Source organism: Streptococcus iniae, from assembly GCF_030732225.1.
Taxonomy (GTDB): domain Bacteria; phylum Bacillota; class Bacilli; order Lactobacillales; family Streptococcaceae; genus Streptococcus; species Streptococcus iniae.
Window position 1 is genome coordinate 791970 of sequence record NZ_CP132230.1, and the last position, 12232, is coordinate 804201.

The 12232-nt window shown below is 36.6% G+C and carries 13 protein-coding genes; 10 read left to right on the plus strand and 3 right to left on the minus strand.

Translation table 11 applies throughout. The features are described 5' to 3' along the window. The first annotated feature begins 79 nt into the window (after positions 1–79). The 7 genes from Q9317_RS03850 to rfbB are packed head-to-tail and all read left to right on the plus strand — an operon-like array spanning position 80 to position 6075. Positions 80–769: a tRNA (adenine(22)-N(1))-methyltransferase gene (locus Q9317_RS03850; protein ID WP_003099203.1), complete on the plus strand. Its 690-nt coding sequence runs from the start codon at positions 80–82 to the stop codon at positions 767–769. Continuing rightward, positions 756–1544 (plus strand): Nif3-like dinuclear metal center hexameric protein, encoded by a 789-nt coding sequence (locus Q9317_RS03855; protein WP_003099205.1) that lies wholly within the window; start codon positions 756–758, stop codon positions 1542–1544. Before Q9317_RS03850 ends, Q9317_RS03855 begins: the two co-directional genes overlap by 14 nt. A gap of 12 nt (positions 1545–1556) precedes the next feature. Beyond that, entirely contained in the window at positions 1557–2378 is an 822-nt protein-coding gene (locus Q9317_RS03860) for a ZIP family metal transporter (protein WP_003099206.1), read from the plus strand. A 7-nt stretch (positions 2379–2385) separates the two neighbouring features. After that, positions 2386–3486 (plus strand): NAD(P)/FAD-dependent oxidoreductase, encoded by a 1101-nt coding sequence (locus Q9317_RS03865; protein WP_305981579.1) that lies wholly within the window; start codon positions 2386–2388, stop codon positions 3484–3486. 55 nt (positions 3487–3541) lie between these two features. Further along, entirely contained in the window at positions 3542–4411 is an 870-nt protein-coding gene (rfbA, locus tag Q9317_RS03870; protein ID WP_003099211.1) for a glucose-1-phosphate thymidylyltransferase RfbA, read from the plus strand. Beyond that, positions 4411–5004, plus strand: coding sequence for a dTDP-4-dehydrorhamnose 3,5-epimerase family protein (locus Q9317_RS03875; RefSeq protein ID WP_003099213.1), 594 nt, complete (start codon positions 4411–4413; stop codon positions 5002–5004). The genes rfbA and Q9317_RS03875 overlap by 1 nt, the downstream gene beginning before the upstream one ends. Before the next feature lie 24 nt (positions 5005–5028). After that, the gene (gene rfbB / locus Q9317_RS03880) at positions 5029–6075 is read left to right on the plus strand and encodes a dTDP-glucose 4,6-dehydratase (protein WP_003099214.1); all 1047 of its coding nucleotides are present in this window, start codon (positions 5029–5031) and stop codon (positions 6073–6075) included. A gap of 208 nt (positions 6076–6283) precedes the next feature. Here rfbB and Q9317_RS03885 read toward each other — a convergent pair whose 3' ends face one another. After that, positions 6284–6475 carry a hypothetical protein gene (locus Q9317_RS03885; protein WP_003099216.1) on the minus strand — a complete coding sequence of 64 codons (192 nt, stop codon included), beginning with the start codon at positions 6473–6475 and terminating at the stop codon, positions 6284–6286. Between the two features lie 61 nt (positions 6476–6536). Beyond that, on the minus strand, positions 6537–7535 hold the full coding sequence (locus Q9317_RS03890; protein ID WP_003099217.1) for a lactonase family protein: 999 nt from the start codon (positions 7533–7535) through the stop codon (positions 6537–6539). Positions 7536–7620: 85 nt separating this feature from the next. On the opposite strand from Q9317_RS03890, the gene Q9317_RS03895 reads away from it, so the two are divergent. Genes Q9317_RS03895 through Q9317_RS03905 form a run of 3 tightly spaced genes read left to right on the plus strand, consistent with a single transcriptional unit; the run spans position 7621 to position 10529 of the window. After that, entirely contained in the window at positions 7621–8100 is a 480-nt protein-coding gene (locus Q9317_RS03895; protein WP_016355894.1) for an NUDIX hydrolase, read from the plus strand. A gap of 25 nt (positions 8101–8125) precedes the next feature. Further along, entirely contained in the window at positions 8126–9304 is a 1179-nt protein-coding gene (locus tag Q9317_RS03900) for an AI-2E family transporter (protein ID WP_003099221.1), read from the plus strand. After that, positions 9294–10529 carry a tetratricopeptide repeat protein gene (locus Q9317_RS03905; protein ID WP_003099223.1) on the plus strand — a complete coding sequence of 412 codons (1236 nt, stop codon included), beginning with the start codon at positions 9294–9296 and terminating at the stop codon, positions 10527–10529. Before Q9317_RS03900 ends, Q9317_RS03905 begins: the two co-directional genes overlap by 11 nt. A gap of 22 nt (positions 10530–10551) precedes the next feature. Here the strand turns inward: Q9317_RS03905 and Q9317_RS03910 are convergent, their stop codons facing one another. Next, the gene (locus tag Q9317_RS03910) at positions 10552–12219 is read right to left on the minus strand and encodes an NFACT RNA binding domain-containing protein (RefSeq protein ID WP_003099224.1); all 1668 of its coding nucleotides are present in this window, start codon (positions 12217–12219) and stop codon (positions 10552–10554) included. Between the last annotated feature and the right edge of the window lie 13 nt (positions 12220–12232).

Consider the following 12232-nt stretch of genomic DNA (forward strand, 5'->3'; position numbering starts at 1 on the left):
GCTTTCTTTTTTTATGAGGCTAAATTTGGTATAATTGATATAAGTATTTTTATAAGTTTAGATATAGAAAGAATGATTAATGGAAATAAATCTATCGCAACGCTTACGAAATGTTGCACATTTTGTGCCAAATGGCAGTAAGTTACTTGATGTCGGCAGTGACCATGCTTATTTGCCAATCTTCCTTTTAGAAAATGGCAAGATTTCCTCAGCTATTGCTGGAGAGGTTGTTAAAGGACCATTTGAATCGGCATTAAAAAATGTGTCAGAATATGGTTTAGCACAAAAAATTGAAGTTAGGTTAGCTAATGGTTTAGCAGCCTTTGAGCCAAGTGATCAGATTAAGGTCATTACTATCTGCGGCATGGGCGGAAGACTTATCGCTGATATTTTAGAGGCAGGTAAAGAGAAATTAACCACTGTTGAACGCCTTATTCTACAGCCTAATAACAGAGAAGATGATTTGCGTAGTTGGCTTCAAACGAATCACTTTCAAATTGTTGCAGAGAGCATCCTGGCTGAAAATGATAAGTATTATGAAATCATTGTTGCAGAACATGGTCAACAAGTTATGGCTGCTAAGGAATTACGTTTTGGTCCTATCCTAGGTCTTGAAAAAACACAGATTTTCAAAGAGAAATGGTCAAGAGAGTTTGATAAGTTAGAGTATGCTTTATCTTGTATCCCAGAGGATAACCTGCTAGACCGCTCAGCTATTAAGCAAAAAATGCAAACCATTAAGGAGGCTATTTCAGATGAAGGCAAGTGAACTAATCGAGGTATATGAAGCCTATTGTCCCCCTCAGTTATCTCTTTCTGGCGATGTGGTTGGTTTACAAATCGGAAGCTTAGATAAGGTTGTCAAAAAAGTAATGGTAACTTTAGATGTTCGTGAAGCAACTGTTCGTGAGGCTATTAGCAACAAGGTTGATTTGATCATTACAAAACATGCTCCAATCTTCAAAGGTCTTAAGGATTTGGTCTCATCTCCTCAAAGGGATATCTTACTTGATTTGGTGAAGCACGATATTGCTGTTTATGTTAGTCATACTAATATTGATATTGTTCCAGATGGTTTGAATGATTGGTTTTGTCAGCTGTTAAACATTAAAAATACCGAGTATCTCTGTGAAACTCAAGAAGGTTTTGGTATTGGTCGTATTGGCGATGTGGACGAGATGACCTTGGAAGCATTAGCTTTAAAAGTGAAAACTATATTTGCTTTAGATGCTGTTAGAATAATTCGCTATAATCAGGCAAATCCAACCATTAGTCGTGTTGCAATTTGTGGTGGCAGTGGAGATGATTTTTACACTAGTGCTCTTGAAAAAGGTGCCCAAGTTTATATTACCGGTGATCTTTATTATCATACAGCACAAGAAATGTTAACAGAAGGGCTTTATGCCATAGATCCAGGACACCATATTGAGGTTCTATTTATTGAAAAAATCGCATCGAAATTAAGAGAATGGAAAAGTGACAGGGGTTGGGACCTTCAAGTTCTTGAAAGTTCAGAATCAACAAACCCTTTTAGCCACTTATAAGAGGAAATGGGAATGAATTGGATTGCCAAGCAAGATCCAGTCTTTATGGCATTTTTAGCTGGTTTGTTTACATGGGGATGCACAATTTTTGGTGCTGCTATTGTTTTTTTCTTTAAAAAGATAAGCCGTAAACTGCTTGATTTAATGATGGGCTTTGCTGCTGGCGTAATGATTGCAGCTTCTTTTTGGTCTCTATTAGCTCCTTCAATTGAATTTGCCAAACCTACATACGGTAACTGGTCATGGATACCTGCAGCAGTTGGCTTTATGGTTGGAGGTTTATTTTTACGTAGTGTTGATGCTCTTGTGCCCCATTTGCATTTAGACAAGGAAGTATCAGAGGTAGAGGGCATTCAGCCAGCTAAAAAATTATCAAAAACAGCCCTTTTATTCTTAGCCATAACCATTCATAATATTCCGGAAGGATTGGCTGTCGGGGTCACTTTTGGTGCTTTAGCACATGGTCAAATGTCTCAAGCGGCACTACTAGGTGCACTAGGTTTAGCTATTGGCATTGGCTTGCAAAATATCCCAGAAGGAGCAACCCTTTCTATTCCAATTCGAGCAGATGGCAAAACGCGCTTAAAGGCTTTCTATTGGGGGGCAATGTCTGCAATTGTTGAGCCAATCGGAGCAGTACTTGGTGCGGCCTTAGTTATGACTATGTTACCGATTTTACCCTATGCCCTTTCTTTTGCCGCAGGGGCAATGATTTTTGTTGTTGTAGAAGAACTCATTCCAGAATCACAAACAAATGGTAATACTGACCTTGCAACTATGGGCTTGATGATGGGCTTTGTTATTATGATGATTATGGATGTCGCTTTAGGATAGGATAAAAATGAAAATTGCAATTATTGGTGGTGGTATTGTTGGATCGACAGCGGCCTACTACCTCAGAAAATATGGTCAGGAAAAGGTAACAATTTTCGACTATGGAAAAGGACAAGCAACAAAAGCTGCGGCTGGTATTATATGTCCTTGGTTTTCCAAACGGCGCAATAAAGCCTGGTACCAATTGGCAAGGCTAGGAGCTGACTTTTACCAAGAATTGGTTTCAGATGTGATAGCAGATGGCTATATCACAGATTTTTATAAGCAGACAGGTGTTTATTTGGTCAAAAAAAAAGAAGCAGCATTAGAGGAACTTTACGAGATCGCAAAAAAACGCCATGTGGACTCCCCTCTAATAGGAGACTTGGACTTTTTGACCATTGACCAGGTAAAGCAGACCTTCCCTGACTTAGAAGGCTTTCAGAAAGTTTTATATGCCTCAGGAGCTGCGCGTGTCGATGGAGCACAATTAGTAAAAACCTTATTAGAAGCCGCTAAATTCCCACTAATCTCAGAAAAAGTGAGTCTAGTCATATCTGAAAATGGTTATGAAATTGCTGGGCAAACCTTTGACAAGGTAATCTTAGCAAGTGGCGCTTGGTTGGGAGAAATTCTTGAACCACTTGCTTATCATGTTGATGTCAGACCTCAAAAAGGCCAACTATGTGATTACTATTTTGACGACCTTGTCACAGATGACTACCCTTTGCTGATGCCAGAAGGGGAAATTGATATTATTCCATTTGCAAATGGAAAACTATCTGTTGGTGCTAGTCATGAAAATGACAAGGGCTATGATTTAACAGAAAGTAGTAGAGTTTTAGACAGTTTAGAAGGTCAAGCAAGGCATTATTTTCCTAAAATGAATCAGGCTAAATCAAAATCATATCGTGTGGGGACACGAGCATATACAAGCGACTTTCTTCCTTTCTTTGGTTTTGTTCCTGGAATGTCAGGAGTATATGCAGCTAGTGGTTTAGGTTCGTCAGGATTGACCATAGGTCCACTAATTGGAAAAGAGTTGGTCAACTTACTATTGGAAAAAGAGACTTCTCTAAAGCTTTCTGATTATAGTCTTGAAAACTATGTTTATCAAGCTAAAAAGTGACAAGGCTTACAAAAAGTGTTAAAATAATAAAGATTTTAATAATAGGAGATTAACGATGAAAGGTATTATTCTTGCAGGAGGATCTGGGACACGTTTGTACCCATTAACCCGCGCAGCATCAAAACAATTGATGCCAATTTACGATAAACCAATGATTTACTATCCACTATCAACTTTAATGTTGGCTGGAATCAAGGAGATTTTAATCATTTCAACCCCTCAAGATCTTCCACGTTTTGAAGATTTATTAGGTGATGGTTCAGAGTTTGGGATTTCCTTATCCTATGCAGAACAACCAAGTCCTGATGGATTGGCTCAAGCTTTTATCATTGGCGAAGATTTCATTGGTGATGATAATGTTGCCTTGATTTTGGGAGATAATATCTACCATGGCAATGGTTTGACTAAAATGTTACAAAATGCTGCTTCTAAAGAAAAAGGAGCAACTGTCTTTGGTTATCAGGTCAAAGATCCAGAACGTTTTGGTGTGGTTGAGTTTGATGAGAACATGAATGCTGTTTCTATCGAAGAAAAGCCTGAAGTGCCAAAATCAAACTTTGCTGTGACTGGTCTTTATTTCTATGATAATGATGTTGTAGAGATTGCTAAAAACATCAAACCATCAGAGCGCGGTGAACTTGAAATTACAGATGTCAACAAAGCTTACCTTGAACGTGGTGACTTGTCAGTTGAATTGATGGGACGAGGTTTTGCCTGGTTAGATACCGGAACACACGAAAGCTTACTTGAAGCAGCGCAGTACATTGAAACAGTGCAACGCTTGCAAAATGCACAAGTGGCTAATCTTGAAGAAATTGCCTATCGCATGGGTTACATCACAAAAGAAGATGTTTACAAGTCCGCCCAACCCCTTAAGAAAAACGAGTATGGCCAATACCTACTTAGATTGATTGGAGAAGCTTAATGTCTCAAGAGTTTTTTGATAAAGAATTAGCTGCCCGTCCTATTGAAGCTATTCCAGGACTTATTGAATTTGATATTCCAGTTCGCGGTGACAACCGTGGTTGGTTTAAAGAAAATTTTCAAAAAGAAAAAATGCTTCCCCTAGGATTTCCAGAATCTTTCTTTAAAGAGGGGAAATTACAAAACAATGTCAGTTTTTCACGAAAAAATGTTTTACGTGGCTTACATGCAGAACCTTGGGATAAATACATTTCAGTAGCAGACGAAGGTAAAGTTCTTGGAACTTGGGTAGATTTACGTGAAGGGGATTCTTTTGGTCAAACTTACCAAACGGTTATTGATGCTTCAAAAGGTATCTTTGTTCCGCGTGGTGTTGCTAATGGTTTCCAAGTTTTATCAGACAAAGTCTCTTATAGCTACTTAGTTAATGATTACTGGGCATTGGAATTAAAACCTAAATATGCTTTTGTAAACTATGCTGATCCAAGCTTAGGTATTAAGTGGGAAAATATTGAAGAAGCAGAAGTGTCAGAAGCTGATAAAAATCATCCAATGTTAAAAGATGTTAAAGCTCTTAAAGCAGAAGATTTATAAAAGAAATTACATTAAGGAAATAAGATGTCAGAATTTAAAAATATTATTGTGACAGGTGGAGCTGGTTTTATCGGTTCAAACTTTGTACACTATGTTTATAATAATCATCCAGACGTTCACATTACTGTTTTGGATAAATTAACTTATGCCGGAAACCGTGCTAATATTGAAGCCATTCTTGGTGATCGTGTTGAGCTTGTTGTTGGAGATATTGCTGATGCAGAATTAGTTGATCAATTGGCTGCTAAAGCTGATGCAATCGTACATTACGCTGCGGAAAGTCACAATGATAATTCATTAAACGATCCAAGTCCATTTATCCATACAAACTTTATTGGAACTTACACTTTACTAGAAGCTGTTCGTAAATATGGAATTCGTTTCCACCATGTATCAACCGATGAAGTTTATGGAGATCTTCCACTACGTGAAGATTTACCAGGACATGGTGAAGGACCAGGTGAAAAGTTCACTTCTGAAACAAAATATAACCCGTCATCACCTTATTCATCGACTAAGGCTGCTTCAGACCTTATTGTTAAAGCCTGGGTTCGCTCATTTGGTGTTCAAGCAACCCTTTCAAACTGTTCAAACAATTATGGCCCATATCAGCACATTGAGAAGTTTATTCCTCGCCAAATAACAAATATTTTAGCAGGTATTAAACCAAAACTTTATGGTGAAGGTAAAAACGTCCGTGACTGGATTCATACTAATGACCACTCAACTGGTGTATGGGCGATTTTAACCAAAGGTCAAATTGGTGAAACTTACCTGATTGGTGCTGATGGTGAAAAAAATAATAAAGAAGTACTTGAATTAATTCTTGAAAAAATGGGTCAACCAAAAGACGCCTACGATCATGTTACTGACCGTGCTGGACATGATTTACGTTATGCCATTGACTCAACTCGCCTACGTGAAGAATTAGGATGGACTCCTGAATTTACAAATTTTGAAGCTGGTATTGAAGATACAATCAAATGGTATCAAGACCATGAAGAGTGGTGGAAAGCTGAAAAAGAAGCTGTTGAAGCAAAATACGCTCAAACACAAAAAATCATTAAATAAAAAGAGCAGATAGCTTACCAACTTGAAGAAAACGTCCATTTTGGGAAATTTTCTTCAAGTTTTTTCTTACTTTTGAACAAGAAAAAACTCTTGGGAACACTGTTATATCAGTATTTCTAAGAGTTTTCTTTATGTAGTAGTAGTTTTCTAAATTCATCAATTTTTCGTTACGGATAGGTTTTGTCTAGATGCTGAAAAGAGTTGGTGGCTACTTTCCAAATAGGCCCTTGACTTTGTCTAAAACACCATTAAAACCTTCACTACCCTCTAACAATTGTTTAGCTTCTTCAAAGTAGTTTCCTAAATCGTCTTTATGATCATCAATAAAATCTTTGGCAGTTGAAAAATCTTTCTTAGCAATCATTTCTTTAATTTCTTCAAATAGTTCTTGTGGCTTCATCTCTCTACCTCTTTTCTTTATTGTCTTCATTTAACCATAATATCAGTCTTTAGGCAAGTTATTAGTCGAAAAGAACACAAGTTGGTTCAGGAACCTCAAGTGTATTGCTTAGTAAGTTTAGTTTTCCAGAATCTTGATCACGTTTAAATAGACTAATAGTGTTAGATTCTTGATGAGCAACGATTAGGTAATTTTGGCTAGGGCTAATATTAAAATCTCTTGGAGTTTGTCCAGCGCTTGCAACATAATCAAGAACTTCTAATTGCCCATCTCGCCTGATTTTAAATAGGGTAATGGAATCATGTCCACGGTTACTACAATAAAGAAAGCGACCATCAGCAGAAATTCGAATGGCTGCGCAAGCGTTAAAATCGGCATAACTATCTGGTAGGGTTGAAACGGTTTGAAGTAATTCAAAGTAACCGTAGCCATTGTAAATTAACACCTCAACAGTAGAATTAAGTTCACACAGTAAATAGGCAATCTTTTCATTAGGGTGAAACACCAATTGGCGACAACCAGCACCTGCTTGAGCTTGGTAATGGGTAATTTTTTCTAAGTGACTGTTGTTATCCACCAATTTAAAAGTTGTTACTGCATCAGCGCCTAAATCACAAGTGACAAGGTATTTATCAGGACTTAAGCCAACAAAATGAGCACGAGATTGTCCTTGATTAGGATGTGACAATTGGAAGCAATCAGTAAGTGATAATTTTCCAAGCTGATTAAAGTGATATAAAGTGATTTCACCTTTGTGATAGTTAGCTCCAAAGGCTAATTGTCTTTGACAATCAACAGCAATATGACAAGGAGCGGGGCCTTCAATAAGGGCGCTACTAATCAAGTCATTTCTTGTATTAAACGATGCTAATCCTGCCTTATCTCCATCTTGTATGAGTGAAAACAGGAAATCATCAGTTTTTGACAAATAGGTTGGGTTTTGAAGTGTAATTATTTTTTTAAAATCAGTGAATTGGCCATTGGTTTCATCAAGGTAAACTTGGTAGATCCCTTTTGACTTTTCTTTTGTATAGGTTCCAAAGTATATTTTTGTCTGCATCTGATACCTCCAAGTAATAAAAATTATAGCATATTCTGCTAAGATTGGTATAATAGAAAAAGAAGACTAGAAGGGAAATGAAAAAATGCCACAGTTAGCTACAATTTGTTATATAGATAATGGTGAAGCGCTTTTATTACTTCATCGCAATAAGAAAGAAAATGATGTTCATGAAGGCAAGTGGATTTCTGTTGGTGGCAAACTTGATCCGGGAGAGACGCCAGAAGAATGTGCTATTCGTGAGATCTATGAAGAGACACACTTAACAGTCAAAGAAATGGCTTTTAAAGGAATCATTACTTTTCCAGAGTTTACCCCAAATTTGGATTGGTATACTTATGTTTTTAAAGTGACAGCATTTGAAGGGGAATTAATAGCGGATCAAGACTGTCGAGAAGGGACGCTAGAATGGGTGCCCTATAATCAGATATTAAACAAACCAACGTGGGAAGGGGATTACGAAATCTTTAAGTGGATTATTGAAGACAGTCCTTTTTTCTCTGCAAAATTTATTTACGGAGAAGACCATCACCTTATCGATAAAAGTGTTACTTTTTACGAATAGTATAGATAGAGAGGTTAGATAGTTTATGTTACAAAAACAAAAAGATTCGTTTTCAGAGAGTTGGTTTTACAAGTGGATTTTAAATAATCAAGCAGTCATTGGTCTTATGATTACTTTTTTGATTTTTTTGACCCTTTACTTATTTACTAAAATATCTTCTCTTTTCACCCCCCTACTCTCTTTTTTGACGGTTTTGATGTTGCCACTAGTTATTTCAACCTTGCTGTATTATTTAACAAAACCATCAGTTGATCGTATAGAAAAGTTTGGTTTAAGCCGTACCAATTCAATTTTTGTTGTCTTTACAGTGATTGTCTTACTCTTAGTTTGGGCTTTTTCAGGTTTTATTCCTACAATTAGTGAACAAATCAGTAGTTTTGTAAAAGATTTGCCAAAATATGTTGAAATTGTTAATAAAGAGGGCAATAAACTCTTAGAAAATGAATGGCTCAATAATTACCGATCTGAATTACAAGATATTCTAGGTATTATTAGCGACAAGGCGCTTGATTATGCGCAAAGTTTTTCTAAAAATGCTATTGATTGGGCAGGAACATTTGCAGGGGCAGTAGCAAGAATTACCGTATCGATTATTATTTCTCCATTTATTCTCTTTTATTTTTTAAGAGATAGTGGCAAAATGAAAGATGGTTTAGTGGAAGTTTTACCAACAAAAATAAGAGTTCCCATGTCACGTATGTTAGGTGATATTAACAATCAACTCTCAGGTTATGTTCAAGGTCAGGTGACGGTTGCTATTATTGTCGGAATTATGTTTTCTGTTATGTTTAGTTTAGTCGGCCTAAAATATTCAGTTACCTTTGGGATTGTTGCTGGTATTCTTAATATGGTTCCGTATTTGGGAAGTTTTCTAGCTATGATTCCTGTTGTCATTATGGGACTGGTTCAAGGGCCCTTGATGTTAGTTAAAGTCCTTATTATTTTCACTATTGAACAAACCATTGAGGGACGTTTTGTGACACCCTTAGTTTTAGGGAATAAACTAAGTATTCATCCCATTACCATCATGTTTTTACTCTTGACAGCTGGTGCAATGTTTGGGGTTTGGGGAGTCTTTTTAGTTATTCCTATCTATGCTTCTGTCAAAGTTGTTGTTAAAGAGCTATTTGACTGGTATAGAGGTGTAAGTAACCTATATGTTGATAAGAAAATTATCATTGAGGAGAAAAATGATGTTGAATAGTGAAAAGATGATTTTGTCCATTGAGCGACAAGACTTAGCACATGCCAAAAAGTATTTTGCCAAAGCATTAAAAAATGATGACGATGATAGTTTGCTTTCGTTAGGTCAGTATCTAGAGAGCATTGGATTTTTACAAGAAGCTAAGGTTATTTATGTGAAGCTTGCTCCAAAATATCCAGAGGTTAATATTAATTTAGCCCAGATTGTGGCAGAAGATGATGCTATCGAAGAGGCTTTCTTATATCTTGATCACATCTCTAAGGATAGCCCAGACTACCTTAATGCTCTATTGGTCATGGCTGATTTATATGATTTAGAGGGATTAACTGACGTGGCTAAAGAAAAGTTACTTGAAGCAAGTCAGATTAGTGATGATCCCTTAATTCTATTTGGCCTTGCGGAAATTGAATTAGATTTAGGTCAGTTTCAGGAAGCTATCACTAATTATTCAAAATTGGATAATCGTGATATTTTAGAACTAACGGGTATTTCTACCTATCAACGTATTGGTCGCGCTTATGCCAGCCTTGGAAAATTTGAAGCAGCAATTGAGTTTTTGGAAAAGGCCATTAGTATTGAATATGATGATGACACTGTTTATGAATTGGCAACACTTTTAGTTGACCAAGAAGAATACCAAAAGGCAAATCTCTATTTTAAACAACTAGAAGCCATGAATCCGGATTTTCAAGGTTATGAGTTTGTTTATGCTAAGAGTTTACACGAGGAGCATAAGACACAAGAAGCTTTAAGATTGACTCAACAGGCCTTACGTAAAAATGCTTTTGATGGGCAATTGTTATTATTAGCTTCTCAATTATCTTATGAATTGCATGATGTTGAAGCTGCAGAGAATTATTTGTTGAGTGCAAAAGAAGTGGCCCTTGATGACGAGGAAGTGATGATGCGTTTATCAACCTTGTATCTTGATTTGGAACGCTATGATGATTTACTAGCTTATGCAGATGGAGACTGGGATAATGTTTTAACCAAGTGGAATATGGCAAAAGCTTATCATGCAAGTGATTTAGAAGAGCAAGCATTGACAATCTATCAAGCAATTGAAGCTGATTTGAAAGATAACCCAGAATTCTTGTCAGAATATGCATACTTGCTTAGAGAATTTGGAATGAGAGATAAGGCTAAAGAAATTGTGATTGCCTACTTAAGTCAAGTTCCTGACGATTTAAACATGCAGGCATTCTTAGAAGAACTATCTGAATAGCAAAAAAATTGAGGGATTTCCCTCAATTTTTTTGCTTTAGTCTTTCTTTCATAGCTTGAATCTTATCTGCCTCAGGTGTTACGCGTAAGGTTTTTTGACCTGTATAGGTAACAAAACCAGGTTTTGAGCCACTTGGTTTATGCAGTTTTTTAGCTTCAATCATATCAACTTGAACTAAATTGGACAATCGTGCTTTTGAGAAATAAGCTGCTAATTCGGCAGCCTCAGTTTTAACGTCATCACTAGGGGTTAGGTTATCTTTGATCATAACATGGCTACCAGGGATATCTTTAGCATGGAACCAAAGTTCCCCTTTTTTAGCCATTTTAAAGGTTAATTCCTCATTTTGTAAGTTATTTCTCCCCACCATGATGATGGTTTTGCCATCACTTGCTAAGTATGATTCAGGTTTTTTACGTTTGTGTCGCTTGTCTTTAACGCGATATTTTACAAATCCAGCCTCTACAAGTTCTTCACGAATGTCTTCAATTTCATCCATACTAGCTTGAGATAAGTTATAATCAACACTTTCAAAATAAGTAATGGTTTGCTTAGTCTCTTCAATTAAATTGTGAAGGTGTTTAACAGCTTCTTTTAATTTTTGATATTTTTTAAAGTAGCGTTGGGCATTTTGATTCGGTGTTAAAGCCGGATCAAGTGAAATCATAATCTTTTGGCCACTGTAGTAATTGTCTAAAGTGACCTCGTCCTTATTATTTGGCACCTGTGATAAGTAGGTGGTTAACAACTCTCCTTTTTGTCGGAAGTCTTCGGCATTATCAGTTGCAGCAAGTTCAGCTTTTTGTTTTCCTAATTTTGTTTTGTTTTTACTGAGTTCGTTTTGGACCCGATGGATCAAATCACTAGCCTGTTGCTTGACGCGATCGCGTTCAGCTTTTTCTTGATAAAAATAATCCAGTAGCTCAGAAAGACTATCAAAAGCTTGTCTTGAATCAGTGAAAGAAACAGCAGAAAAGGATTTTTCAGTGAGGTTTGGCTGAAGGGGTTTTTGAAAGAATGCTCGGAACTGTTTTAGTTTTTGATCAGTTAAGGATTGTGCTAACTGGCTTGCTGTATCTCTTCCAAGGCCTTGAAACTGTTTTTGTAAATTAGCAGGGCTTAACTCTTGTGTTTGCAATATTTCAAATAATTTTTCATCTAAAATAGTAAAGGGGTTTTTAGCAGAGCTACTAGGCGGCTGAATATAGGCAGAGCCAGGCAGGATTGTTCTGTAAGAATTCTGAGAAAAGCCGACATGCTTGATGGATTCAATAATTTTATTTTCAGTTTTATCAATCAAGATGATGTTACTGTGTTTTCCCATGATTTCAACCATCAAGGTTGCTTTGATAGCATCACCAATTTCATTTTTATTTGACACACTGATTTCGATGATACGGTCATTGTCAAGTTGTTGGAAACTTTCAATAACAGCCCCTTGAAGGTATTTACGCATAATCATGGTAAACGTGTTTGGGACTTGAGGATTCTGAAAATCAGATTTAGTAATTTGAAGGCGACCAAAAACTGGATGAGCCGATAAGAGGAGTTTATAGTTTTGGCGATGATTACGAATGGTTAAAATCAATTCCCTTTCATAGGGCTGATTGACCTTTTGAATTCTTCCAAAAAGCAAAGCTTCTTGGAGTTCTTTGGTTAAATGGTGTAAGAAAAAGCCGTCAAATGACATGGTTTCTCCTTTC

Coding starts and splice junctions, on each gene's coding strand:
- Q9317_RS03850 (WP_003099203.1), top strand. CDS start 80: ATGGAAATAAATCTATCGCAACGCTTACGAAATGTTGCACATTTTGTG.
- Q9317_RS03855 (WP_003099205.1), top strand. CDS start 756: ATGAAGGCAAGTGAACTAATCGAGGTATATGAAGCCTATTGTCCCCCT.
- Q9317_RS03860 (WP_003099206.1), top strand. CDS start 1,557: ATGAATTGGATTGCCAAGCAAGATCCAGTCTTTATGGCATTTTTAGCT.
- Q9317_RS03865 (WP_305981579.1), top strand. CDS start 2,386: ATGAAAATTGCAATTATTGGTGGTGGTATTGTTGGATCGACAGCGGCC.
- rfbA (WP_003099211.1), top strand. CDS start 3,542: ATGAAAGGTATTATTCTTGCAGGAGGATCTGGGACACGTTTGTACCCA.
- Q9317_RS03875 (WP_003099213.1), top strand. CDS start 4,411: ATGTCTCAAGAGTTTTTTGATAAAGAATTAGCTGCCCGTCCTATTGAA.
- rfbB (WP_003099214.1), top strand. CDS start 5,029: ATGTCAGAATTTAAAAATATTATTGTGACAGGTGGAGCTGGTTTTATC.
- Q9317_RS03885 (WP_003099216.1), bottom strand. CDS start 6,475: ATGAAGCCACAAGAACTATTTGAAGAAATTAAAGAAATGATTGCTAAG.
- Q9317_RS03890 (WP_003099217.1), bottom strand. CDS start 7,535: ATGCAGACAAAAATATACTTTGGAACCTATACAAAAGAAAAGTCAAAA.
- Q9317_RS03895 (WP_016355894.1), top strand. CDS start 7,621: ATGCCACAGTTAGCTACAATTTGTTATATAGATAATGGTGAAGCGCTT.
- Q9317_RS03900 (WP_003099221.1), top strand. CDS start 8,126: ATGTTACAAAAACAAAAAGATTCGTTTTCAGAGAGTTGGTTTTACAAG.
- Q9317_RS03905 (WP_003099223.1), top strand. CDS start 9,294: ATGTTGAATAGTGAAAAGATGATTTTGTCCATTGAGCGACAAGACTTA.
- Q9317_RS03910 (WP_003099224.1), bottom strand. CDS start 12,219: ATGTCATTTGACGGCTTTTTCTTACACCATTTAACCAAAGAACTCCAA.